We start from the raw sequence: 25,449 nt of genomic DNA on the forward strand, positions 1-25,449 counted from the left end.
CCTGCCTCTTGAGTGCCTTTGGCCTCTACCCTAGCTTCTGGCAATTCTGGTTGCGTTAAGGATTGGCCTTCCTTACCTGCCTCTTGGGTGCCTTTAGCCTCTACCCTAGCTTCTGGCAATTCTGGTTGCGTTAAGGACTGACCTTCCTTGCCTGTTTCTTGAGTGCCTTTGGCATCTACTGGAGCTTCTGGTAAGTCCGGTTGGATTAAAGAGTGACCTACTTTTCCTTCTTCTTGGGTTCCTTTGGCATCTACTGGAGCTTCTGGCAAGGCCGGTTGCGTTAAGGATTGGCCTGCTTTGCCTTCCTCTTGGGTTCCTTTTGCTTCGATTGGAGCCTCTGGTAAGCTTGGTTGCGTTAAAGATTGACCTTCCTTACCTTCCTCTTGCGTCCCTTTAGCTACTTGATGAGTTGGTTCAGCTTGTGGGTTTGGAGTAGGTTGCACCTCTTTCTTCGTTCCGACTGCAATAACCTGCGAAACAGGTTTTTGAACCACTTGGTCTTCGATGACTTCTCTAACTTCCTGACCATTAACCATCGATACTTTAGTTACAAGACGACGCTGACCCTTTACTCCAGCTGTGACGATACGAGTCTGTCCTTCTGCTAGATTCGCATCTAGGCTTGTGATCGTTTCAAACGGAATCTCCACCAAGCTCTCTTCCTGTCTAGTCTGAGGCTTCTCAGATGAAGCTGGTTTTGATGGATGGAGTTCTGCTTCCTTAAAGTAGCCAATGTATTCATAGCCATCAATATGGATAATCCCTTCAGCCAAACCTTCATGTGTAGAGGCTGAAATAGTTTGGTTATAAGAAAGTAATTCTTTATTTTCAAATGCAAATGTCCCGTAAGGTACAAAGGTGCTGGCTCCTAAAGAACCAATCAAGAGAACACCTAGAACCTCTTTGCGACCTTTTTTGGACACCAAAAAGACTGCTAGAGAAGCAGTTGCCAAGCCAAGACCTGCCCAAGCTAGTTCCTTACTTCCTGTGTAAGGAAGTTGTTGACTGTTAGTTGCCTTCTTACGATAAACTACATAAAGAGTATCATCATCTTGAAATTCTGTAGGAACCTCATGATGAATCAGGGCTTTTTCAGACTCGGTCAATTCCTGCTCCGCCACATAACGGTAATGAACACTATGAGCAGCGCCTACTTCATTGGCTTGCACCTTATCCACTGAAAGGGTACTAGCACCAAAAAGAAAGGCCCCGATGGCTACAGGACCTACCCCAACAGTTAGCTTACGAATCGAATATTTGGTGATTTTTTCTAGTTGTTGTTTTGTTTTTCTCATTTTCACGACTTTCTAATAGAATCTTGCGGATAGTGCGCACGCGCACCTCCAATTAATTTTGGACGACTAGCCAACGCCGTTACGTGGGCATGACCAATCTCTCTCAAAAGAGGGCGAATCGGAACCTGAACATGCTTAACATGCATACCAATTGCAGTGTCTCCGATATCCAATCCAGCATGGGCCTTGATAAATTCAACCTCAACTGGATCTTGCATAAACTTGAAGGCTGCCAACTGACCTGAACCTCCTGCATGGAGAGTAGGAAGGACACTAACCATTTCCAGACCAAACTGCTCTGCCACCTGACGTTCAACAACGAGGGCCCGATTGACATGTTCACAGCCTTGAACAGCTAGATGAATTCCTTTTTCCTCTAAGATATCTAGGATGGTCTTCACAATGATTTCCCCAATTTCTTGGCTGGATTCCTTGCCAATCTGACCACCTATCACTTCACTAGAAGAAAGGCCTAAAACAAAGATAGATCCTTGCTTCAAATTGGCCTTTTCTAATACATCTTTTACAATCTGGCTTGTTTCTCTTTGAATGTCTTTTTCCTTCATACTTGATACCTCTTTTGTCATTATCTATCATATCGTTTTTTCTTGTTTTTAGCAAGATAGACAACCTAGAAAGCTTGCCCAATTACGCATAAAACTCCCAGAATTGACTGGGAGTTAGCTAGTTTCTATTCTATTTATGTATATTTCAACCGTCGTTCCTTTTGAGGGAGCAGAATCGATTTTCATCTGGTAATGTTCTCCAAAATGAAGTTTGAGCCGTTGGTCAACATTTTGAAGACCAACTCCCCCACGCTTGAGTTGACTTTGACTACTATCGCCCGAAGCTTGGAAACCAACACCATCATCCTCAATGCGGATGACCAATCCTAAATCCTGTTTCTGGACAGTAATTTTAATATGGCCCTGACCTTCCTTTTCCTTAATGCCATGGTAAAGAGCATTCTCTACAAGGGGTTGCAACACCAGCTTAGGCAAGACTAGATTATCAAAGGCAGGATTTTCATTAATCTCATAGTCTAGCTTATCTCCATAACGTTGTTTCTGGATAAAGAGATATTGACGGACATGATTGATTTCGTCAGACAGGGAAATCAAGTCCTTACCTTGATTGAGCGCCAAGCGGAAATAGGTTGCCAAGGACTTGGTCACCTGCACCACTCGCTGACTGTCCTGAAATTCAGCCATCCAGATGATGGTATCCAAGGTGTTATAGAGGAAATGCGGATTAATCTGGCTTGATAGGGCTTGAAGTTGGTACTGACGGGTCGTTTCTTCCTGCCTGCGAATATCTGCCATGAGCTGATCAACTTGATCCAACATGGCATTGAACTGGCGAGTCACCTCTCTCAGTTCATAGGCACCAGCTTCCTTGGCACGAAGATTCTGATTACCAGAAGCAATCTCCAGCATGATTTCTCTCAAGTCATTCAAAGGAGCAATCCAGCGCTTGAGACTGAACCAAACCAAGCAGAGACAGGCAAGAAGAGATGTGACACTGGCTCCAAGCAAGGTCCACATGAGTTGACTCCGAACCTGGTCTAACTTTTCCAATGATGACACGCCAAGCACCGTCCAATCAGTTCCTGCAATCTTTTCCTGACTGACGTAGGATTGGTGGTCTAGCGTATAGCCCTGCCCCGTTTCAATATAGGGTTTCATGGCCTCCATTTCGCTAGCTGAGCTATAGACTGTATGTTTAGGATGATAGACAAATTCATGGTTTTCATTGATGATAAATGCAAAGCCCTGCTGACCTAACTGGAGTTGATTGAGATAGGCTTCCAAAGTTTCATAAGAAATATCCAAACGAAGCACACCCAGATTGGCTCCCTTTGCATCAAGAAGTTCCTGAGTAACAGAAATGACCCACTGACTATCTGATTTACGAGCTGGAGTTAAAACTGGCTTAGCTCCCTGATGAATGGCCTGTTGGTACCAATCTTCAGCCATCATATCAGAGGAAGTTTTCATCTGCACACTATCATCTGTAGAAATGACCTGACCTGATTTGGTGACCAGTACAACAGCTTTCAAATCTTGGTCTGCCTTCAAGATAGTCAAAAATAGATCTCGAATTCCCTTGATTTTGTCTTGACTAGGATTCTCAGCATAGGCTAGGACATCCGTCTGCTGGGTCAAACTGGTCGAGGTGGTTTCTAATTTTTTGATATAAGACTGGATAAAGTGGCTAGTTTGGCTGATAGTCGTTTGACTATCGCCTTCAATGGTTGCCTCAATGGCTGATGAACTAGATCGATAATAGAAAGTCCCAACCAGAGCGAGGAGAATGAGAAAAACTAGAAAGATGGAAATAACCATTCTGACTAGGAGAGAAGAACGATTCATCAACCTTCTCCCTTCTTAAACTGACGAGGTGTCACACCCGCAATCTGTTTAAAGCGTTGGGTAAAGTAATTCATATCTTCAAAGCCAACCTTTTCTGCTATCTCGTAAATCTTCAGGTCTGTAGTTAAAAGCAAGAGCTTGGCTTGTTTGACACGTTCTCTCACCAGATAATCCTGAAAAGGCAGGCCCAACTCTTTCTTAATCAAAGAACTCAGATAAGTCGGACTAAAGCCCAAGTCACTGGCTAAAGACTTTAAACTAAATTGGCTATCAGCTAGATGAGACTGAATTTTCTGGGCTATGTTTCCTTCAAACTTATCAGTTAGTAAATCTTGTAACTGCTCTTCTTTCTCTTCCTTGTCCAATTTTTGCTTGATTTTCCCCAACATTTCCTCAATATCCTGACGAGAAAAGGGTTTGAGCAGGTAGTCATCTACACCTAGTTTGACAGCAGAAAGGGCATAATCAAAATCATCGTAACCTGTCAAAAAAACTAGATGAACCTGAGGATAGGTTTCTCGGACCAGACTGGCCAACTGGATGCCATTTAGCTGGGGCATGTTGATATCGGTTAAAACAATGTCTGGCACCTGCTTTTGAATCAGCTCCCAAGCCTGCCTTCCATTTTCAGCCTGACCGATGATTTCCATATCGTAGGCTGCTACATTAACCAGTTTGGTCAAGCCTTGTCTTACCAGATATTCATCTTCTACAATTAAGATTGTATAGGTCATGCTTCTCTCCTTTGTCACTTACTAGTATCAGTATAGCAAAATTCTCCTCTAACTGCTTAGGAAAGCCCTCTTAATCGACATAATCTAGTAAATAAGCGTAGCCTTTTTCTTCCATTTGGTCTTTGGGAATAAAGCGGATAGAGAGACTATTAATACAGTAGCGCAAGCCACCCTTGTCCTGTGGGCCGTCCGTAAAGACATGACCAAGGTGAGAATCTCCAACTCGGCTCCGCACTTCCATGCGTGTCATATTGTAGGACTTATCTTCCTTATAGGTGGCAACATCTGGACTGATTGGTTGGGTGAAACTAGGCCAGCCACAACCAGACTCAAACTTATCCTTTGATGAAAAGAGGGGTTCGCCAGTTGCCACATCCACATAGATACCAGATTCAAATTTATCCCAGTAGCGGTTTGAGAAAGCCCGTTCTGTTTGATTTTTCTGGGTAACTGCATACTCCTCAGGTGACAGGGTCTTTTTCAATTCTTCATCACTTGGTTTGGGATATTTGCTGGCATCAATGACAGGATAAGCCGCCTGATTGACATTGATATGGCAGTAGCCATTTGGATTTTTCTTGAGATAGTCTTGGTGATAGTCCTCAGCCACCACAAAATTCTTCAAGGCCTCCTTTTCAACTGCTAGAGGTTGATCGTATTTCTTCGCTACCTCATCAAAGACCTGGTTAATCACCTCTAAATCCTTGTCATCTGTGTAATAAACACCAGTACGGTACTGGGTTCCCACATCATTTCCTTGTTTATTTTTGCTGGTTGGATTGATAATGCGGAAATAATGAAGCAGGATTTCCTTGAGGGAAATTTGCTTGGCATCATAGGTAACATGGACAGTCTCCGCATGACCTGTTTGGTTAATCAATTCGTACTTGGTTGTTTCCCCTCTACCATTTGCATAGCCTGATACGGCATCTGTCACACCAGGAACGCGAGAAAAATACTCCTCAACTCCCCAGAAACATCCACCAGCTAGATAAATTTCGTGCAAGTCTGCATCTTTACTCACTTCTGTTTTTTTCACTGTTTTTCCTCCTTGGCTAACTGATGCTTTCTCAATTTGCGAGCTATCTGTCTGCCCTGCATTTCGCATCAATAGAAAATAGAAACCGGTTATGGCTAGGAAAAAGATTCCTGCCAAGACAAACAATTTTACTTTATCATTCATGACCTTTCTCTACCCCATTTCTTTCAATGTTTTTAAAATCATATCCTTATCCATAAAACCAGGTTGCGTTTTGACTAGCTTACCTTCCTTGTCTATAAAGGCTTGAGTTGGATAAGAACGAACACCATAAGTTTCCAAAAGTTTACCTGATGGGTCAATTAGAACTGGGAAATTTTTATAATCCAAGCCCTTGTACCAGTTCTTAAAGTCTGATTCTGCTTGTTCCCCCTTATGTCCAGGAGACACCACTGTCAAGACCACATAGTCGTCTCCAGCATCTTTAGCAATTTCATCCGTGTCAGGAAGACTAGCTAGACAGATGGAACACCAAGAAGCCCAGAATTTGAGATAGACTTTCTTGCCCTTGTAATCAGACAAGCGATATGTCTTGCCGTCTACTCCCGTTAGTTCAAAATCAGCAACCGCCTGACCTTTAGTCGCAGTTTGCGCACTGACTTGTTCTGTTTTTGTTTGCTCCTTCATGGTAGATTCGTCTGACATATTTTTAGCCGAACAGGCTGCCAAGCAACAAATTGAGCCTACTCCAAGGAGACATGTTTGCCATTTTTTCATTTCTTATTCCTCTCTATTCAAATAATCTTGTTAAAATAGAAGCATTTCCCAAAAGCACCAAGATTCCCATCACGATAATGAGGAAACCACCTACTTTTTTGAGGGTTCCAAGGTAGGGATGAAGTTTTCGGAAATGTTTCAAAACATAGCTGGAGGCAAGAGCTAGAACCAAGAATGGTAGTGCCAAACCCAGCGTGTAAACCAACATGAGACCAGCTCCCTGCCAAGCACCTGAGCCACCTGAAGCCGCCAAGGCTAAAACAGAGCCCAGAACCGGTCCCACACATGGCGTCCAAGCAAAACTAAAGGTCAAGCCCAGTAAAAATGCCTGACTATATTCCTTACCCTTTTGCCCTTGTCTATTTAATTGTAACCTTCTTTCCTTGTAAAGTCCTTTCAAATGTAAGACTTCAATCTGGTGCAAGCCCAAGAGAATGATAACCGCACCCGTCACATACTGAAACCAAGAAGCATACAGCAAATTGCCTAAAAAACCAGCACCATATCCCAGTAAGATAAAGATAAAAGAAATACCCGCTATAAAGGCCAGAGTTCGCAATAAACTAACAACTGAGATTGAATATTTTCCACTAGAAGCCTGAGCACCATCTTTGTCATCCAACAAGACCCCTGCATAAACCGGTAACAAGGGTAAAATACAAGGAGAAAAGAAGGAAAGAATTCCAGCAAGAAAAACACTGATAAAAAAGATTATATTATCCATTGCCTTCCTCCATTCTTTGATTTGATAGGACTATTATAGCCCCAAAACTCCAGAAAAAATAGGGAAAATGATAGGGAAAAATAGGAATTTAATCAGGTTATACTTCAAATAAATCAAAAAAACATGAGTAAAAGGGTAAGCTATCTTAGTTTTTTGAGCCAACATTTAGTAAATTAAAAAACAGATTCTTCCATCTATCGCGGAAAAATCTGTCATTGATTTACTGATTTACAAAAACTCCAACCACGGTTTACGAACCTTATCTTTGCTGGTTCCTCTGTATTTTTTTAGTTCTAAGAACGCCATTTTGACCATTATTGGTAATAGTCTTACAACAAGGCCTCAAACTCAGCAACGGTCATTCCCAATTGCTGGCTGGCAACCTCAGGTGTTAGAAGACCTTGGCGAACTAGATTTACTAAACCTACTTTTAACCCCTCTTCGATACCCTCTGCACGGCCACGTTCTAATCCTTTTTCTTCAGCTTGTTCCAAGGCATAGTCCTGTGCCAACAATGCCTGTTCTTCTCGCATACGTAGTTGACTAAACATTTTCCTGTCCTCCTCAGACCAGCTCTTGTAGTCCAGCAGTTGGTCTGCCTGGCTGATGGCTCGCTCAGGTTGTTGGGTAAAGGGCTTGTTCCCAAAAAACTCCAACCACGGCTTGCGAACCTTGTCTTTGCTGGTTTCTCTGTATTTTTTTAATTCCAAGAATGCCATCTTGACCAGATGGTTTTCTTGACCGTTATTTGTTATGGTTAAGACCTCACCTGTCGTGTCCTCTCGCATACTAAAGCTATGAAAAGCTTGATCATCTTGAAAGTAGTTACTATCTACAATTGCGATAGCGTATACTGGTGCGATGTGTTTATAACTCTGGTGAGTATTGCCTTCTTGCTGGCGAATTTTTTCAAGATTTTGATTGACCTGACTACACAGGTAAGCCCACAGGCGATTGATGAAAAAATTCTGATGATGCACCTGAATCTCAATAATTACTTGTGTCCCATTGTCCAACTCCGCTAAGACGTCTATACTGGTATAGAAATCCTGCGCCGAGTACGACAGGGTAGGCAAGACATGAATATTGCTTCCCTCCAAAATCGTTACAGTTTTTGCAGGTAAATCCAACATATCGCGAATAAATTGACAAGTGATTTCTGGATTGCTAAAAATCTTCTTAGCAACCAAATCGTTGGTCGGGCTGATGCCCGGATGTCTGAGAATCATTCTTTCTCTCCTTTCATTATAGCACATTTTTTAATCTAGGATTACTAGATTCACTGACTCTATCTATTTATTTATTCGGAAAAGAAAGGATAAATGAAATAGTAAATAAAAAAATAAGAACAGCGGATAAGCAATAAATGTTAAGCTTATCTATCCTTCTTACTTATCTGGTAATAAATGAGGTCCGCAAGATAGCCCTTTCTCTCCACCCCATTTGCAACAGTTTTTAGATAGGACATTCCAGCCTTCTCCATGACACGACCTGAAGCTGGATTGAGACTGACATAACGTGCCTTGACTTCTTGAAAACCTGCTTGAGTAAAACAAAAGTCCAAAACAGCTTTCAAGGCCTCTGTCATAATCCCATGTCCCCAGTAAGCCTTGCCTAGCACATAGCCAATTTCACAAGAAGAATCGTTCTCATCTATTGCAACGATACTGATATCTCCTATCACCTGCTCTGACTTTTCTTTGAGACAAATGGCCCATTTGTAATAGTTGGGATTGGTATAGGAGGCAACCCAATTTCGAATCGAGTTTCGAGTGATTTCGACATTAGAATGGGGATCCCAGGTAACATAGGTCAGATTCTCAGCGGATGAAGCCCAATTCTGAAACATGGCTTCTGCATCACTTTCCACAAATCTTCGCAAGATTAAACGATCTGTCTGTAATATTTGCGTACCGATTGCTTTCATGACGCTACCTCGCTTTCTGATAGATGATTCTCTGCCCAACCTCAATTTAAATTTACTTTGCTTTTGAATTTCAATGTAATAAGCTAAAAAGGTCCACCGGACCTTCCTCGCTTTCTTATTTCTAAACTCGGGGTAAAAAGTTCTCTCACTTTCTTATTTCAAGGTGAGAGGCTGAAAACCTCCACTGAAGGTTATTCTTGCTTCCCAGTTTCTAGGCAAGAAGCTAAAAAGGTCCCCCGGACCTTTTTACTCCCAAAAGTTATCGAATACAGTGATGGGTAGGTGGCGTTTGTGTTGGCCTTTGTGCCACCAGTTTTCGATTCTTGCTTGGGCTTCTGGGCTGATTGTTTTGCCTTCTAGGTAGTCGTCAATCTCTTCATAGGTGACTCCGAGGGCTACTTCATCAGCTAGACCTGGTTTATCTTCTTCTAGGTCTGCTGTTGGGATTTTTTCATAAAGTGCTGGGTCTGCACCAAGTTCCTTCAATAGTTGTTTTCCTTGGCGTTTATTGAGGCGGTAAAGAGGGAGAATATCCGCACCACCGTCACCAAACTTGGTAAAAAAGCCTGTGATATTTTCCGCAGCATGGTCTGTCCCAATGACCGCTCCGCTATGGGAACCAGCAAGGGCATACTGAGCAATCATACGGCAACGAGCCTTGATATTGCCCTTGTTAAAGTCTGAAACAGAGCTACCTGTCGCTTCTACTGCAGCTGTCATGGTATCAGCTGATTCCTTGATATTGACGACTAAACTGACATCAGGCTGGATGAAGGCTAGGGCTTTTTGAGCATCTGCTTCATCAGCTTGCACTCCATAAGGCAGGCGGACAGCGATAAATTTGTAGCTATCATCCCCTGTCTCTGCTCGCAGTTCTTCCATGGCCAGTTGAGCCAATCGTCCTGCTAAGGTTGAGTCTTGTCCTCCAGAAATTCCTAGTACAAAAGTTTTTAGGAAGGGATGCTTTCTCAGATATCTTTTTAAAAAATCAATGGAACGACGGATTTCTTCCTGGGCATCAATCACCGGTTTGACACCTAGCTCTTGGATAATCGTTTCTTGCAAACTCATTCTTCTTCTCCTTCACCGAGGGCTTCCTTACGCATTTTGTCAATCAAATCCATCTTGTCTTGCCATACATCACGCGCCAAATCGACTGGATAGTGCTGCGGATTGAGCACGCGCTTGTACTCATCCCAAAGCTTGTCAAATTCCTTACGGGCATAAGCCTGAATCTCAGTTAAGCTAGGCAGGTTGTAAATCAATTTTCCGTCTTTGAAGATATCCACCAAGAGAGGCACGGCATCAAAATTACGAACGGTCTTCTTGATGTAGGTATAAGTCGGATGGAACATCTTGATTTCTGTCATGTCGCTTACATCTACGCCATCATAAGTGATATAATCGCCTTCTGACTTGCCTTTTTCACGACTGGTAATACGCCACACCTGCTTCTTACCTGGCGTAGACACTTTTTCAGCATTATTTGACAGCTTAATAGTATTGCGCATCTGGCCATTTTCATCTTCGATTGCAACAATCTTGTAAACTGCCCCAAGAGCTGGCTGGTCATAAGCTGTAATCAGCTTGGTACCCACGCCCCAGACATCAATCTTGGCCTTTTGCATCTTGAGGTTGAGGATGGTATTTTCGTCCAAATCATTTGAAGCATAAATCTTAGCCTCTGTAAATCCAGCCTCGTCCAGTTGCTGACGGACTTTCTTGGAAATGTAAGCAATATCCCCAGAGTCAATCCGCACACCCATAAAGTTAATCTGGTCACCCAGTTCACGCGCCACCTGAATGGCAGCTGGAACTCCAATGCGAAGGGTATCATAGGTATCCACAAGAAAGACGCAATTTTTGTGGGTCGCAGCATAAGCCTTGAAAGCTTCATAGTCATTTCCATAAACCTGAACCAAAGCATGGGCATGGGTTCCCAAAACAGGAATGTCAAAGAGTTTACCAGCGCGCACGTTGCTGGTTCCATTGGCTCCACCAATCACCGCTGCGCGTGTTCCCCAGATAGCCGCATCCATTTCTTGAGCCCGACGTGTCCCAAACTCCATCAAGGGTTCATCTTCGATGACCGAACGAATACGAGCTGCCTTAGTCGCCACCAAGGTCTGGTAGTTGACGATGTTCAAAAGAGCCGTTTCGACCAACTGACATTGGGCTAGAGGACCTTCCACCTGCACAATCGGTTCATTGGCAAAAACCAAATCCCCTTCTTGGGCAGAACGAACGGTCAACTCCAACTGGAAATTGCGAAGGTAATCCAAGAATGCTCCATGATAGCCTAGAGACTCCAAATAGGCAATATCACTATCTGAAAAACGCAAGTCTTCAAGATAATTCACAATTCTTTCCAAACCTGCAAAAACCGCATAGCCATTCTTAAAAGGCTGTTGGCGGAAATAAACCTCAAAGACCGCCTTTTTATTGTGAATTCCTTGGTCAAAGTAAACCTGCATCATGTTAATCTGGTACAAGTCCGTGTGCAATGTCAAACTATCATCTGGATACATACTTTTCCTACTTCCTTAGCTAGAAACCCATGAAAATTTTCAAGAACTTTCATGTATTCCAATAAATTAGTACTATTATATCACATTTTATCTGGATTGAGAAAAGAGTAACAAGCTATTCTCCACTCTCCAGTTCATCCATGTCTTGCTCAAATTTTTTCTGAGCCCATTCGCCATAGCTCTTAAGACCAAGATTGCCAATAAAGACCCAGGGAAGATAAATAACATAAGTAATTGCCCAAGCAGATAGGTATTTAACGTTCAAAGGATTGTGCTGATAAACTTCTATGTTGAATTGATAATTCTGTAACATCAAAAGAGCCGTAATAGCCAAGGTTAAGAAAAAACAACCCAAAATCGTAAAATGAAAACGACTATAGTAGGTTACTCCCAGATAACGGGCACGATTGAAAAAGAAGAAAATTCCTACTATCAGAGTATACACTAGAAAATTCGGATTAAAAAGAGATGGAGATAACACTGCTACTAAATAGCTTAGAAGTACAAGCCCAATAAAGAGTGAAAAAGACTCTGCCCCAGCTTTATTGATTAGTTGTTCTTCTCTTTCGTCAAGTAATTGATAATGAATGAATTTATTTACCATCTTCTTCCTCCCAAAATAGTTGGTCTAGGGTTTTTCCTAAACATCTGCAAATAGACTGGCAAAGCGAGAGACTGGGATTGTATTTTCCCGCCTCTATCAAACCAATAGTCTGGCGCGTCACCCCCACAGCCTCTGCCAGTTGACCTTGAGTTAAATCAAGCTCTACACGAGCTAATTTCAATTTTAAATTTTTAGCCACCTGCGTCCTCCTTATAGTTTTAATACTCATCTACTCTTAAAAAATCCAAAACCAACACAAGCTGTCAGCTATTTATTATAACCTCATTAATTAGCACTCCAATATTATCTTCAGCCTAAAATCAGTATGTTGGATTGTTTGAAATAAACTTCCTAGTTTGCTATTTGATTTTTTGTTTAGTATTAGCTTTAGTAGGGTCTTTTAAACGAGTTTTGATTGCTTATATTTCTTATTTAGTTGATTTCATATCACTATTATATAATGCTTTTGGAAATGAGTCTAGCATAAGACAAAAACGTGTACACAACAAGAGCAGGAGCATACCAAGATGACTGATTTTTTGCTGGATTTTAAGTCTGTAAAATAATACTAAATGAAACTAAAATGAATACTTCTTGCTTTTCTTGAGAGTGAAAAAGTACAATAAAATGATTGTAGTGATTACCACAAGATACTGACTAATAGACATCGTATTTGAAGCAACAAATACAGGTAAGGAATAAAAAGGAAGAAGTTCAATTGCTTTGATAAACAAATCATTACTAGTATTCATCATAATCGTATTTAATATATTAGGGATAAAGAGTAGTAAAGCTACTAAAATACCAAATACCAAGCCACTTTTCAATTTGTATAAATAAAAAATGTAAGATAATAGAAAATAAAATAGGACTAACAAAATTGTATTGACTACAATGGCTGCTATAAAATCTAATCCTAAATCACCTGGAACACCCAATTTACTTACGATGACTAGTAGCACAATGCCATTCAAAGCATAAATAATGGAAACTGAGATGGCATATATAAAATTAGACAAGACGTAAATCATCCGATTTTTCTGTTGATTATAAAATAAACTTATCGTATTGTGGGAAAAATCCCTGCTAATAATTCGGTTAGCATGTATAACAGCCATTAACATACCGAGCATAGCATAAAAATTTGAAATATGCTTAATACCAAGTGATGTCCCTTGAGTCTTTAGAATAAAGAATGTAACCAGTATCGGCGGTATAAACGAGATAAGCAAACCGAGATATATTACGCCTGATGAATATAAATCTCTTATATTTTCCTTAAGAAAATTCAATTTATTTAATTTCATGATTATAACCTTCCTTTATTTTGAACGATTTAGATAAATATCTTTAAGCGTTTCTTTTTTAGTTTCAAAATCAACTACTTTAATAGAGTTTTCGTTAAAAAATTTAAAAAGCTCACTACTTTGAATATTCCCAGACATAGTAATTCTCAGTCCCTCTTCCTGAACAATATCCCCAAATTCTTGTTTGGTAATGAAAATGTCTCTATCTGTAGCTGATGAAAAAGCTATCTCAAACAAGCAATTATGACTATCTTTTCCTACTTTTTGAAATGTCAAAAGCCCGTTCTCCAAGAAAAGAACCCTCTCACAAATTTCTTCAATATCTTCTAATTTATGACTCGATATTAAAATTCCAACATTTTCATGTAAAGCTAAATTTTTTAGAACCGCTAAAACTATTTGTGATGATTCAATATCTAAACCATTAGTCGGTTCATCTAAAATCAATATATCAGGTTCCGTAACAAGAGTTAGAAGCAAAGCTAATTTTTGTTTTGTACCCAAAGAATAGGTCTTTACTTTTTTATTAATAGACTGAGTCGAATCTAACTCTTGGATCAAACTTCCAAATCTTTCTTGATTGTAGTCAACACCATATAAGTTTGACAAATATTTTAAATTCTCTAAACCTGTTTTAGATAAAAATAATTTTGGTTCTTCGATTAAATACCCAACATTATCACTACTTATAATATTCCCTGAAGTCGGTTGATTATTCTGAACAAGAATTTTCATCAACGTACTCTTACCAACTCCGTTTCTCCCTACTAGACCAACAATTTCACCCTTGTTAAGTGCGAAATTTATATCTTTGAGAATGGTTGAATGACCATAATGCTTACTTACATTTATAACTTCCATTTTTTATTCCTCCATTAATATTCTTGGTTTTTTCTTTGATTCTCATTAATTTTAAAAAGTTGCGCCTCTTTTTAACAACATTATATCATATATCTAACTTAATGCAATATATAAATGTCATTTTGTAAAATTTTATTAACAAAAAACTCTCTACCATAAAAAATAGAGAGTGTTAAGTTTAAATATAGGGTTTCAAAATATCGACGACATCACTTCTTTTCTTAACCTGATAAGACTTGATTCCCAATTTCTCAGCTGCAATTGTATTGTCCTCAATATCACCTAGAAAGACACAATGTGTAGGATTTAACTGGTATTTATCGAGAATCTACTTCATACTTATGTCAAGCCCCCCTCTTTGATTTATGCTTTCATATTCTCCTTACAAATCCTTTTGGTAATAATATCTTTGCCCAATGTAGGGATAGTCTTGTAACCTAAAGACTTCCTTGTAGCCATGCCTTTTATAAAAATCAGGAGCTTGAAACTGGTAGGTATTGACAAAAGCAAAACGACAGTTTCGATTCTTAGCTTCAGTTTCTGCTTGCTGCAATAGCTTTGAACCGATTCCTTGCCTTCTCAGTTCCTCTTTTACAAATAAATACTCGATTTCTAGCCAATTTCCAAAAGTCTCTGCTATCAAACCTGCCAGGAGATTGCCCTTTTCATCTTCGACATAAAGATTAAGTGGCTCACTTTCAGCCTCTTCTCTTTTGGAACGATTATAAGCACGAATCAGATTCCCAATTTCTTGCGCCTTCTGGGAATCCTCATTTTCCAATTTAAAGTACATCTAAACCTCCTTGAAAACTGATACAGCTTGATTATAAATTTATTACAAGGATTTAGAAGTTGCGGTGCACTATTCTAGATTCAATATACTATACCTCTTCCTCCCTACTCACCTGAGTACAATCCTATTTAAAAAACATGGGCTCATATCAAAAAGCACCTCAAAAAGGTATTACCAAGTTGCAATACTTTTTTTGAGGCTCTTTTGTCTTGTTATTTTTTCAATTGACTATAAAATCTCCAATTTAATTGCTCGTCATTTTGTAAAGAGACTAAGAGGAACTGTATTAAACGAATTATAATCTGTATAAATAACCTTAATGTTCCATTATTAGATGTACACCGTAAAATACCTGCATAACAAATATAAAATATTAATCGTTATGCAGGAAACCTATCTATCCAATCAAGTAAGAAATAATCAGTAGGATATGTTCCAAAACTTCAAATCGCTTGTATATCAAATATCATGAGACGCTTACAAAAGTTTAAATAACATAATTTTTAACTATATTTTCAGCTACAATATTCCTCTGCTAATCTTACACATTATATTTAATCTTCTTTTCTTCGACCTACATATAGGCTCAATAGAATACCGCTACCTAAAAGAACAGATATATAATCAGATTGACTTCCAGTTTCTGGTAATTTTTCCCCATGGTTTTCTTTAACTGGAGTTGCTACTACTGGGTTAGCATTTACTGGAGTTGCTGGTTGACCCGGTGTTGGTACTACTGGTGGTTCTGGTTTAACCGGTACTTCTGGTGTTGGAACAACTGGAGTTGGAACAACTGGAGTTGGTTGTACTGGCACATTTGGTGTTGGTTGCGCTGGTACTGTTGGAATATCTAATTTTGGTACCTCTTGTACTTCTGGCATTCCTGGTACTCCACCATTGAATTCTGGTAATTCGTGATTTTCAGGCATTCCTGGTACTCCACCATTGAATTCTGGTAATTCGTGATTTTCAGGCATTCCTGGTACTCCACCATTGAATTCTGGCAATTCATGAACTTCTGGCATTCCTGGCACACCACCGTTGAATTCTGGCAATTCATGAACTGGTGGTTCTGGCATTGCAAATGTTGGTCCTTCTGGCACATTTGGTGTTGGAGGAACTGGTTTGTCATTTGATGGTGTTACTGGTTTGTCTTGGCATCCACATTTATCATCTTTGCCATCCTTACCGTCTTTGCCATCACGTCCATCACGACCATCTTTACCGTCTTTAACAACTATTTTTGTCACAGTTCCGTCAGAATTGATGATTGTGATTGTATGACTACCATCTCCATTATCTTCAACAGAAACTTTTGGTGATTTACCATCTTTACCGTCTTTAATCACCATTTCTGTCTTACTTCCATCAGGATTAATAATTGTAACAACGTGAGTTCCATCGTTATTATTTTTAACAGTTACAGTTGGTGAAACGCCATCTTTGCCATCTTTGATAATAGATTTGTATTCACGACCATCAGAATCAACGATTGTTAAGGTGTGAGTTCCGTCTCCGTTATCAACGATGTTCGCTTTTGGTGATTTACCATCAAAGATTGTAGTTGTCGTTTCTTTACCATCAGTTCCTGTCACCTTAATAGTGTGTGAACCATTGTTGTTATCAATCACTTCAAGTTTTGGTGCTTTACCATCACGAACTGTAGTTGTTGTAGTTGTACCGTCTGAGTTCACAACTGTGATAGTGTGAGTTCCATATCCGTTAGCCACAACCTTAGCAGTTGGTGATTTACCGTCACGAACTGTAGTTTCAGAAACAGTACCATTACCGTTTTCTACACGAATTGTGTAAGTACCATCATGGTTATCAGTAACAGTGGCTACTGGTGATTTACCATCTTTAACAATGGTTTCAGTAGTTGTTCCATCTCCATTTAAAACTGAAATCTTATGTGTTCCATTTTGTTCATCAGTTATAGTAACTTTTGGTGATTTACCATCACGAACTGTAGTTTCAGTTGTCACACCTTCTGGATTTGTAATAACGATTGTATGACTTCCGTCTCCATTATCACGAACTGATGCGGTTGGAGTACGTCCGTCAACACCGTCACGTCCATTTTTCACAACAAATTCATTCTTAGTTCCATCTGGGTTTGTAATAGTTACTGTGTGGCTTCCGTCTGGATTTTCTCTTGTTGTAGCTGAAGCAGCTTTACCATCTTTACCATCTTTGATAATAGCATTTGTAATATTACCTTCTCCATCTATCACTTTAACAGTGTGAGTTCCATCGTTATTATCTGTTACTTCAACTTTTGGAGTCTTGCCGTCTTTACCGTTTTTAACAACTGTTTCTTTAGTTGTTCCATCTGGATTTGTTACAGTAATTGTATGGCTTCCATCTGGATTTTCTGTTGTTGTGATATTGGCAGTTTTACCGTCTTTACCATCTTTGATAATAGCATTCGTAACATTGCCATCTTCATCCGTAACTTTAAAAGTATGAGTTCCATCATTGTTATCAGTCACTTCAACTTTTGGAGTCTTACCGTCTTTACCGTTTTTAACAACTGTTTCTTTTGTTGTTCCGTCTGGATTTGTTACAGTGATTGTATGACTTCCATCTGGATTATCTGTTGTTGTAATAGTAGCAGTTTTACCGTCTTTGCCATCTTTGACTTTAGTAGTTGATTCAGAGCCATCTCCATTGCGTACTGTAATAGAGTATGTGCCATCTCCATTATCTGTCATCGTTACAACTGGTGATTTACCATCTGCTCCGTTTGCTCCTGTTTCACCTTTATCACCTTTTGTAATTTTAGGAACCACAGTTGCTGTAACTAATGGACTAGTAGCTTTATTTGGTTCAGTTTGTGTTACAAAAATATTATCACCTTTCACCACGGCTTTGTCTAAAGTAACTGACCATGTTCCCTCCGAAACTGTAGCTGTTTTAACGGTACTATCTGGAAGGGTAACACTAATAGTAGAATCTGTTATCCCTGTTCCTGTAATCGTTGTAACACCTTCGATAATGGCATCTACCATCGCTTCCTTGGATACAACTAATCCCGATTGAGGAACAACAGTGGCACTGATGTCATTACTAATCGTTTTGTTTACTTCTTTTTGTCGAGCAGAAATACTTTGTCCTTTTACAAGAGGTGCTGGCGTATCTACCATCCATGTTCCATCCTCTACCACTAAAGCTGTTTTCTCAACTCCATCTGGAAGCGTAACGGTAACCGTAGCTCCTGCAACACCGCTTCCTTTAATTACATTAGAACCTTCTTTCGCATCTGTAATAATAGGAATCTTAGAAATAACTTCTACTACATTCAAGACAAAGGTTTCTCTAGCTTCACCACTACCTAATAGATCATCATTTCGCGCAATAAAAGTAAAAGTTATAGTACCCGTTCGCGTAGGAGTCCCACTAATGGTGTGTGTGCTGGCGTCATAGGTCAATCCATAAAACATCTTTAAGAATGCATCAATGTACGATTCCTCCATACCTCTTTCACTAGCATGATTAATATATCCACTACTGCCAAAAGAATCAAGTAATGCATCACTACCGTAAATCTTTGCATGATCATTTAGTTCTATCGTTGAGGGTTCCATAGGAGTCCCTACTTGGATGGTTTGATGATTGTGGGGAATCCTAATAGTAGCTGGAAGTGGATCTACCTGAATAGTCACTGTAGCTTTTCTTTCATTACCACGTATACCACTTGGGTTAGCAACCATTGTAATTGTAAAGGTTCCAGCTTGAGTAGGCGTTCCTTCAATCACCTTCTTATCGCTATTGTAAATAATCCCCTGAGGAAGAGTCCCGCTTTCTACACTAACCTCTATCCCATCTGGTACACTCACCGCCACTGGAGCAATCGCTGACATAACAGTCGTATGTCGTTCCTGATTATCCATAAAGTTAAATTCCTTAGCAGTCACCGTCAATGGAATCGTTAATTCATTTCTAACACCACCAGCAACTCCTGTGAAATTTTTGTCTAAGAATGTTGACAAATAGATTCTGTGATTCCCAACGACTGTAGGTATTCCCGTAATCTTACCTGTTGACGCATCATAGCTTAAGCCAATATCAGATAGAGAACCAAAATAACTATAGTCACGTTCCTTCACCAGTACATTTAGTTGTAAGGTAGAATGTGGTTCCTTGGTGACTGTAATAGTCGGAATAGAATCCTCGGCTGTTACTTCAACAGATGACCTATCTGCCTCTAAAATCGGTGTTAACGGTTCTACACGAAGAGTTACCTGCCTTCTTGTCACTTGACCTCCAAGTGCCTGTGGCATAACCGCCCGAATATTAAATTCATAGGTACCTACCCCTTCTGTTGGACTTCCTATAATTTGATGATTGGATGCATCATATCTCACTCCAGACGGAGCATTCTCTAAATCAATTGTTGCACGTTCATCAAAATCCGATACCGTAATTGGAATCATCTCTTTATCTGCAGCAAATGTCTGGTTTTCATTGTTAATACTAAGAGCTGATGTTATAGGAGTAACTTCAATATAAATTGTCTTCCAAATAGTTCTGCGAACGTTGCTATCTGCATAGTTATACGGCATTTCGGTCTGAACTAAAATTTGATAAACATATCCCTCGTAGGACATTGCACTTGGAATTCCTGTAATAGTTCCTGTATGTGTCGACTCATCATACGAATAACTCAAACCAGCTGGTAAAGAATTTGAATCGACTGTCAGTTTTGAATGCGAATCATGCTTGATTGTAATAGGTGGAATCTCTGTTCCAATCGATGCTAGGAGACGTGTTTCATTAGAAGTATAAGCATCTGTTGCTTGAGTTCCTGATCCGATTGTCAAGCTCGGACTTAGCCCTGTTACGTTAATGGTATAGGTAGTAGTTGTAGTACGAACAAGCCCATTTGAACCTCTTCTACTAATTGTTGCAGTGAGCTCATAGCGACCAACTGCAGTCGGTATCCCTGTAATTTTAGTCCCATCATTACTAATTTTTAGACCAGAATTAGAAAAATTATAGGAATCATTCGCACGATAAGTTACCACTGCATCGTCAGGTACCTCTTGCAATCCAAGAGCAGATACCTTGGATAAGACCGAAACTTCTGTGTTTTCTGGAGGAACGACAAATTCCTTCGGCTTCACAGTTAGACGCACAACAGTCGACTTAACAACATCTCCCTTAACAGCAAGTACTGGAACTTCATACTGCCCTTCATAAAGACCTTTCCCTATAATTTTATTATCAACAAATCGTGTCCCTTTTGGAAGTTTTGTCTTATCAACTTTAATGGTCACACCTTCACTTGGAGTCGTTGTGATGACCATTTCTTTCCAATCTTCACCCTCGGAAATTGTTTGATCTGTATTAGTAACATTAACCGCTAAATCGTCTACTGTATTAGATTCTATCACATAATAAAAATCGGTAAAGGTTTCATGTTTTTTCCCTTCGTCATCTGTAAATGTCACATAAACACGCGCCTTTTGTTGTGACGACGTGTGTTTCAAACCGTAAATAGAAATAGTAGAGTCATTAGGGTTCCCTTCAAAAAAGGCATAACCGCCACTTGATTCCACACGAATTCCTGTTATTTTGGAGTTGTTTTCCATAGAAACTGGAATAGGGGTTGGAACTGTTCCCTCATGCCAATGCTGGTTTGGAATCGGATTAATAGCGTCTACTATCTCAAACTCAAATGTCCGCGGAGCACCAGTCTGATAGTGACCATCATAGGCATTCACTGAAAAAGAATATTTTCCCTTCGCAACTTTAATACCTGATTTTTTGACAACATAGGCTTCTGTCGGATGTCCTTCCGTAACCTTTCCAGGAACTGCCCTCAACTCAACCCCTGCTGGAAAACTATCTGCTTTTATATAGGCATTATCTTTATTGAGAGTTACTTTTCCTAAGATTTGTTCTTCATCAGAAATCGGAAGCGTAACCTTATCAGTAGATTTATCTACATAGTCTTCATTGGGTTCAAAAAGAGCATCTGCATTGGTTAGCGCATAAGTACGATTATCTGAAGCGTTGGAGTCTGAGCGTTCACTAGAAATAGAATTTTCATAAGTTGTAAAATTCAATGTAATCGTTTTGACTAAGTTCAAGCTATCAGTCATTTGAAATTTCACTGAATAGTTACCTGCTGTTTTAGGCAATTTCGTAAATTGAAGATAATATGGAGTTTTATCCAAGATACCACGCATGTCATCTTTCAACAATCCACTTGACAAATCATACCCTGGCATTGTTTGGAAATCTACAGTATTACTGTAAACTCCCTTATCTGGAGCCTTGTCTTTCCTCAAGTCCACCAACTTAACTTCTACTCCATCTGAAGCGGATAACAACCGAAAATCTGTAATAGATAATCCTTGTTTATTATTATTAGCATAATCTGTAGAACGATCCATTGGAGCAAAGATTGGAATCATGGCATAATAACGTTTCGTATCTGCAGTAGCATTTTCAACAGTTTGATTACCAGAATCCATAAAATAACCAAAGGGAGTCGTTGGCATTCTGATTCCATCAATCGTGATGTCTGTTTTTGGTCCAGAAGAATCTTTATATAGATTATTCAAATCACTTACTCCTTTATAAATAACAGGAGAAGTTCGATAAGGATCTGTTATGCTACCATCATATGTTGACTCAGTCCTATCATCTCTATTATTGGAAAAATACAACAAACGATTTTCTTTCCCTGAAGTTGCTAACACCATAAATCCAAAGTGAGTTGTTGTCGTAATGTTTATAAATCCAGCTACTTTCACTTCAGGATGTGAACGGGATTGGAATCCAACTTCATAGTTTCCTCCCATTGCTCTTGTTGGCTTAAGGGTAGCAGTTAACCAGCCACCTTCCAAGTCTAAATTAAAGCCTAAATCCTTTGCCCCTTGAGTCATTTCCAGGTCCGAAGCATCAATGTTTGAAAAACCAACCTTATACCTTATTTCATAAGTATGCTGAGCATTTCCAGCAAGAGTAATACTTTCTTCACCTAAATTGCCCGGAGTTATCTTTTCTAGTGTTAAGTATGGTTGCCCAGTAACGGCAGGGGAAGGATACTCTACTTTCCTCTTTTGCCTCACCTTTCCCTTATCAGAGTTATGGAGTTTAAAAATAACCTTTACAGGAACCCCTTCTGATAAGGTAATAGTTTGATGACTTGTCGCATTATCAGAGATACTCCATCCCTTGAGGGATTCGTTTCCATCAATGGAAGCTTGAACAGTCACTTCCTTTTTCACAACTGCTTCAAAGGTAGAAACCGTTTCTTCCTTGTCCTCACTATCTAGGACAAGCCCCGTCTTTTCATCAACGTATTCAACTGTATACTTAAGCGTGACAGTACGGTCTGTAGCTTCTGATTTCCCAAATCCCTCTACTTCGTAGACAAAAACATTGTCCTCCCCTTCAACAATTTCTTTTGTAAAGGTTGTTGGATTACCATCTGGAACATAGTAACTTTCTAATTGACTATCATTTGCTAGCTCTCCACCAATTTCTGTAACGATAACTTTTGCTTTTGCTTCAGTAGTTTCTACCGTCTTCGTCTTCGTTACCTCATGAACTACTTGATGAGATTTGCGATCTACATAGCGTACTTTATAGACAATACTTACTGCTCTTTTAGGAGTTGTAAGTTCTTCACTTGCTCTTATTCCTGTTTCTACCCCTGAAGCAGCTGTTTCAGTCGCATTTTCTTCTGGATGAGACGATGTAACAATAAGATGATTTGTTTCAATATCTCGGGTACTTGATTCACTACTCTCCGCCCTATCCAATGGCTTCAAATCAGGAATAGAAGCACTTTCTTCTGCTTGTACAGGAGACATCAGTACCCCCATTAAAACAGCCGGACCCACTAATCCAATCAAAGCCGAATTAGCTCCATATGCCTTATACTTACGGATTGAAAAGATTTCCTTATGTTCTTTTTTCACTACTAGTTCTCCTTTTCTATTTTTTCTACTTTAATACAATTTGATTTATTAAGGCGCGGGAGAAAGATAACCTGTTTTGAATTCTCACAAACATCTTCTGTTCGAGTAATATCTATTTCTATTTGTTCTTTTATTCGAGCAAAGTCCTCGGTCTCCGAGTTTTCAAAAGCATCTTTATATCGTCTCAAAGTGTCTTGCAATTCTTTAGATAACTCCTCTTTCTGCGCAACAACTCTATTTTTGATTCCGTTTAAAATTTCCATCGATTGATGAAAACGTGCAAATTCATCTGATATTGTTTTGTTAGCATTATATAGCAACTCCGTTGCTTCTTGCTTAGCCTCTTCCACTAAACGTTTTGACAATTGTTTCGCATCAATAATAACCTCAGAAATAAGCTCCTCTTGAGAGCGAAATCCATGTAGTTGAACATTCAACTCTTCAATCATTTGTGCTTTCCCTTCAAGTTCTTGTTTGAGGCGTTCTTTATCCCCCTCTAAACTGCTAATCACATCATCAACTTCCTTTTTGTTATATCCAAAAAGACTTCTTCTTATATTCACCATATTTATTTCCTCTTTTGCAACGCCTGATACATAGTCAGATTTACCACATTTGTATTTCTTTATTCTACTTCACCAAACCATCATTATTATCAACTTGAAATCCAAGTGATTTTTCATCATTGTTCCTTTCCTCAACTTTCATTTAACTAAAATATATATGCACCAAAAACATATAAAATTTATAACATTACATGGTTTCTAACTTATTTTCCGTATGCTATTTTAACAACTATACATTTTTACCTCTTCCTCCCTACTCACCTGAGTACAATCCCATTGAGAAAACATGGGCTCAATCAAAAAGCGCCTCAAAAAGTATTACCAAGTTGCAATACATTTTACGAGACTATTTTATTCTCTTCTTGTTTCAATTGACCATGCTCTTTACTTTAGTTACACAAAGTCTCATATTAATTCTATTACCCCCCCCCCCGAAATTGTCAATGATTTTTATGTTAAGTTTTTATTACATTTTCTTTACGTAGCGCCTGTTTTCCTAAGAGATTAAACCTGACAGCTCAAAAATAATACTGATATAATACAGCGTACTATCCTAGATCCAAGCCGCTATATTTTTAAACAAAGAAAAACCCACCAACCTTAGTTGATGAGTTTCAAATCTATTTTCTAAATTTCCACTGGCTGTATATCCCGAAACCGATAATCCAGATAGCTGAACCGATTGCTCCGACAAATGTAGACTCTTGTAAAAAGAGGGTTACAAAGACAAAGGCAAAGAAGAGCATGGTTAAAGGATTTAAGAAACGATAATGGGGCATGAGGTAGCCATCCGCCATAAAGTCTGGTGACTTGCGATATTTAAGGTGAGCCACCATAATCAAGATATAAATGGCGATATAGACGCCTGATGACGATGCTGTAATCAAGGCAAAGGCATCCGAAACACCTGGCAAGACATTGATAAAGGCTGCTAGGGCAATCAAAACCGCTGAAGCAATGATAGCATTTTGTGGCACGTTATGACGAGAAAGGGTATCTGCCTTGATTGCTTTTAAGAATGGATTTGGTGAATCATGAGCAATCTGGTATAAATGACGTCCTGTTGAATAAAGGGTTGAGTTAAGGGCAGATGCTGCTGAGGTCAAAACGACGAAGTTAATCAAGGCTGCCGCCCACTTGATACCGGCCAATTCAAATACTGTAACAAAAGGTGAGTCAGCAGAAGCAAGTTCACGCCATGGAATGATAGCCATGATAGCTAAGAGGGCACCACCGTAGAAAAAGGCAATACGCAAAGGAATTTCCTTAACGGCTTTTGGCAAGACCTGACGTGGATTTTTAGTTTCAGAAGTTGTGACCCCGATAAACTCAATCATGAGGTAGGCAAAGAACACCATCTGGAAGGCCATGACAAAGTTCACTCCACCATTTGGGAAGAGGGAGAAATTTTCAGCAATATTAGCCAAACTTGCTACTCCATGAGGTGTCTTAAAGCCTGTCAAGACCATAAAGACTCCTGTGGCAATCATAGCTAAAATAGCCACAATCTTGACCATAGCAAACCAAAACTCAACTTCCCCAAAGAGCTTAACTGCAATCAGATTGACCAAGGCTAGAATGGTCAAAAATCCAATCTCAATCATCCAACTTGGCCAGCTAGGGAACCAAAACTGAACGTAGTGAGAGATAGCTGTGATTTCCGCCATACCGATAAAGACAACGGATAGCCAGTAAGACCAAACTGAGAAATAACCCCAGCCCTTACCCAAATGACGCGTGATAAAGTTGATAAAGGTATGTTGCTCAGGATCTTGATAAAGCATTTCCCCAACCGCACGCATCATGAGGAACATAAAGGCTCCAGTAATCATATAAATCAGTACAATGGAAGGACCTGTTAGGCTGATAGAGCGACCTGCTCCCAAAAAGAGTCCTGTTCCAATTGTTCCCGCAATGGCCATAACCTGCACGTGACGATTGGTCAGACCACGCTCCATCTTATTTTTTTTCTTCTTTGAACTCATATCGTCTCCAATTCAATTTAAAATGGAAAAAGGAGTGAGTGAAGCGCACAGCCTCCCCAC

The 25,449-nt window shown here is 39.6% G+C and carries 19 protein-coding genes and 2 pseudogenes; 2 read left to right on the plus strand and 19 right to left on the minus strand.

The window, feature by feature from the left end; all coding sequences use genetic code 11:
- From O3636_RS02485 to O3636_RS02560, 16 genes are all read right to left on the minus strand, one after another.
- Positions 1-1,295 (minus strand): G5 domain-containing protein (locus tag O3636_RS02485; protein WP_371641535.1); only part of this gene is annotated, 1,295 nt, incomplete at its 3' end.
- A 2-nt stretch (positions 1,296-1,297) separates the two neighbouring features.
- Positions 1,298-1,861, minus strand: coding sequence for a TIGR01440 family protein (locus O3636_RS02490; RefSeq protein WP_000659519.1), 564 nt, complete (start codon positions 1,859-1,861; stop codon positions 1,298-1,300).
- Positions 1,862-1,975: 114 nt separating this feature from the next.
- A complete protein-coding gene (locus O3636_RS02495) occupies positions 1,976-3,667 on the minus strand; it encodes a sensor histidine kinase (protein ID WP_371641538.1) in 1,692 nt (563 codons plus the stop codon).
- Complete coding sequence (locus tag O3636_RS02500) at positions 3,667-4,401, minus strand: response regulator (RefSeq protein WP_371641540.1); 735 nt, start codon at positions 4,399-4,401, stop codon at positions 3,667-3,669. Before O3636_RS02500 ends, O3636_RS02495 begins: the two co-directional genes overlap by 1 nt.
- A gap of 70 nt (positions 4,402-4,471) precedes the next feature.
- A complete protein-coding gene (gene msrB, locus O3636_RS02505) occupies positions 4,472-5,584 on the minus strand; it encodes a peptide-methionine (R)-S-oxide reductase MsrB (RefSeq protein ID WP_000998574.1) in 1,113 nt (370 codons plus the stop codon).
- 9 nt (positions 5,585-5,593) lie between these two features.
- The gene (locus O3636_RS02510) at positions 5,594-6,157 is read right to left on the minus strand and encodes a redoxin family protein (RefSeq protein ID WP_000759260.1); all 564 of its coding nucleotides are present in this window, start codon (positions 6,155-6,157) and stop codon (positions 5,594-5,596) included.
- 13 nt (positions 6,158-6,170) lie between these two features.
- Positions 6,171-6,881, minus strand: coding sequence for a thiol-disulfide oxidoreductase-associated membrane protein CcdA2 (gene ccdA2, locus O3636_RS02515; RefSeq protein WP_371641542.1), 711 nt, complete (start codon positions 6,879-6,881; stop codon positions 6,171-6,173).
- A 329-nt stretch (positions 6,882-7,210) separates the two neighbouring features.
- Positions 7,211-8,110, minus strand: coding sequence for an Rpn family recombination-promoting nuclease/putative transposase (locus tag O3636_RS02520; protein ID WP_261076765.1), 900 nt, complete (start codon positions 8,108-8,110; stop codon positions 7,211-7,213).
- 146 nt (positions 8,111-8,256) lie between these two features.
- On the minus strand, positions 8,257-8,808 hold the full coding sequence (locus tag O3636_RS02525) for a GNAT family N-acetyltransferase (protein ID WP_261025490.1): 552 nt from the start codon (positions 8,806-8,808) through the stop codon (positions 8,257-8,259).
- Between the two features lie 246 nt (positions 8,809-9,054).
- Positions 9,055-9,879, minus strand: coding sequence for an ammonia-dependent NAD(+) synthetase (gene nadE / locus O3636_RS02530; protein WP_219966843.1), 825 nt, complete (start codon positions 9,877-9,879; stop codon positions 9,055-9,057).
- Entirely contained in the window at positions 9,876-11,336 is a 1,461-nt protein-coding gene (locus tag O3636_RS02535) for a nicotinate phosphoribosyltransferase (RefSeq protein WP_261052026.1), read from the minus strand. Before O3636_RS02535 ends, nadE begins: the two co-directional genes overlap by 4 nt.
- A 115-nt stretch (positions 11,337-11,451) precedes the next feature.
- Positions 11,452-11,940: a DUF6773 family protein gene (locus tag O3636_RS02540; protein ID WP_023943216.1), complete on the minus strand. Its 489-nt coding sequence runs from the start codon at positions 11,938-11,940 to the stop codon at positions 11,452-11,454.
- Positions 11,930-12,139, minus strand: coding sequence for a helix-turn-helix transcriptional regulator (locus O3636_RS02545; RefSeq protein WP_001107500.1), 210 nt, complete (start codon positions 12,137-12,139; stop codon positions 11,930-11,932). The genes O3636_RS02540 and O3636_RS02545 overlap by 11 nt, the downstream gene beginning before the upstream one ends.
- Before the next feature lie 379 nt (positions 12,140-12,518).
- Positions 12,519-13,247, minus strand: coding sequence for a hypothetical protein (locus O3636_RS02550; protein ID WP_261076756.1), 729 nt, complete (start codon positions 13,245-13,247; stop codon positions 12,519-12,521).
- Between the two features lie 15 nt (positions 13,248-13,262).
- The gene (locus O3636_RS02555; protein ID WP_023943222.1) at positions 13,263-14,108 is read right to left on the minus strand and encodes an ABC transporter ATP-binding protein; all 846 of its coding nucleotides are present in this window, start codon (positions 14,106-14,108) and stop codon (positions 13,263-13,265) included.
- Positions 14,109-14,490: 382 nt separating this feature from the next.
- Entirely contained in the window at positions 14,491-14,901 is a 411-nt protein-coding gene (locus O3636_RS02560) for a GNAT family N-acetyltransferase (protein WP_023943224.1), read from the minus strand.
- A 90-nt stretch (positions 14,902-14,991) separates the two neighbouring features.
- On the opposite strand from O3636_RS02560, the pseudogene O3636_RS02565 reads away from it, so the two are divergent.
- Positions 14,992-15,129, plus strand: a pseudogene (locus O3636_RS02565) (IS630 family transposase); the annotation flags it as partial.
- Between the two features lie 326 nt (positions 15,130-15,455).
- Here the strand turns inward: O3636_RS02565 and O3636_RS02570 are convergent.
- Together O3636_RS02570 and O3636_RS02575 are read right to left on the minus strand one after the other, a co-directional pair.
- Entirely contained in the window at positions 15,456-22,838 is a 7,383-nt protein-coding gene (locus O3636_RS02570) for an SIALI-17 repeat-containing surface protein (RefSeq protein ID WP_004236020.1), read from the minus strand.
- Between the two features lie 2 nt (positions 22,839-22,840).
- Entirely contained in the window at positions 22,841-23,404 is a 564-nt protein-coding gene (locus tag O3636_RS02575; RefSeq protein ID WP_000247238.1) for a DivIVA domain-containing protein, read from the minus strand.
- A gap of 236 nt (positions 23,405-23,640) precedes the next feature.
- Between O3636_RS02575 and O3636_RS02580 the strand changes: the two are divergent.
- Positions 23,641-23,779, plus strand: a pseudogene (locus O3636_RS02580) (IS630 family transposase); the annotation flags it as partial.
- A gap of 245 nt (positions 23,780-24,024) precedes the next feature.
- Here O3636_RS02580 and O3636_RS02585 read toward each other — a convergent pair.
- Complete coding sequence (locus O3636_RS02585; protein WP_371641547.1) at positions 24,025-25,389, minus strand: amino acid permease; 1,365 nt, start codon at positions 25,387-25,389, stop codon at positions 24,025-24,027.
- Positions 25,390-25,449 lie beyond the last annotated feature (60 nt).

It is taken from the genome of Streptococcus sp. 27098_8_76, from assembly GCF_041432315.1.
Classification (GTDB): domain Bacteria; phylum Bacillota; class Bacilli; order Lactobacillales; family Streptococcaceae; genus Streptococcus.

What these genes read in the sequence shown, in the direction of transcription:
- nadE (WP_219966843.1), bottom strand. Translation starts at nt 9,879, where the DNA reads ATGAGTTTGCAAGAAACGATTATCCAAGAGCTAGGTGTCAAACCGGTG.
- O3636_RS02540 (WP_023943216.1), bottom strand. Translation starts at nt 11,940, where the DNA reads ATGGTAAATAAATTCATTCATTATCAATTACTTGACGAAAGAGAAGAA.
- O3636_RS02535 (WP_261052026.1), bottom strand. Translation starts at nt 11,336, where the DNA reads ATGTATCCAGATGATAGTTTGACATTGCACACGGACTTGTACCAGATT.
- O3636_RS02500 (WP_371641540.1), bottom strand. Translation starts at nt 4,401, where the DNA reads ATGACCTATACAATCTTAATTGTAGAAGATGAATATCTGGTAAGACAA.
- O3636_RS02490 (WP_000659519.1), bottom strand. Translation starts at nt 1,861, where the DNA reads ATGAAGGAAAAAGACATTCAAAGAGAAACAAGCCAGATTGTAAAAGAT.
- O3636_RS02555 (WP_023943222.1), bottom strand. Translation starts at nt 14,108, where the DNA reads ATGGAAGTTATAAATGTAAGTAAGCATTATGGTCATTCAACCATTCTC.
- O3636_RS02575 (WP_000247238.1), bottom strand. Translation starts at nt 23,404, where the DNA reads ATGGTGAATATAAGAAGAAGTCTTTTTGGATATAACAAAAAGGAAGTT.
- O3636_RS02510 (WP_000759260.1), bottom strand. Translation starts at nt 6,157, where the DNA reads ATGAAAAAATGGCAAACATGTCTCCTTGGAGTAGGCTCAATTTGTTGC.
- O3636_RS02495 (WP_371641538.1), bottom strand. Translation starts at nt 3,667, where the DNA reads ATGAATCGTTCTTCTCTCCTAGTCAGAATGGTTATTTCCATCTTTCTA.
- msrB (WP_000998574.1), bottom strand. Translation starts at nt 5,584, where the DNA reads ATGAATGATAAAGTAAAATTGTTTGTCTTGGCAGGAATCTTTTTCCTA.
- O3636_RS02520 (WP_261076765.1), bottom strand. Translation starts at nt 8,110, where the DNA reads ATGATTCTCAGACATCCGGGCATCAGCCCGACCAACGATTTGGTTGCT.
- O3636_RS02585 (WP_371641547.1), bottom strand. Translation starts at nt 25,389, where the DNA reads ATGAGTTCAAAGAAGAAAAAAAATAAGATGGAGCGTGGTCTGACCAAT.
- O3636_RS02550 (WP_261076756.1), bottom strand. Translation starts at nt 13,247, where the DNA reads ATGAAATTAAATAAATTGAATTTTCTTAAGGAAAATATAAGAGATTTA.
- O3636_RS02560 (WP_023943224.1), bottom strand. Translation starts at nt 14,901, where the DNA reads ATGTACTTTAAATTGGAAAATGAGGATTCCCAGAAGGCGCAAGAAATT.
- ccdA2 (WP_371641542.1), bottom strand. Translation starts at nt 6,881, where the DNA reads ATGGATAATATAATCTTTTTTATCAGTGTTTTTCTTGCTGGAATTCTT.
- O3636_RS02525 (WP_261025490.1), bottom strand. Translation starts at nt 8,808, where the DNA reads ATGAAAGCAATCGGTACGCAAATATTACAGACAGATCGTTTAATCTTG.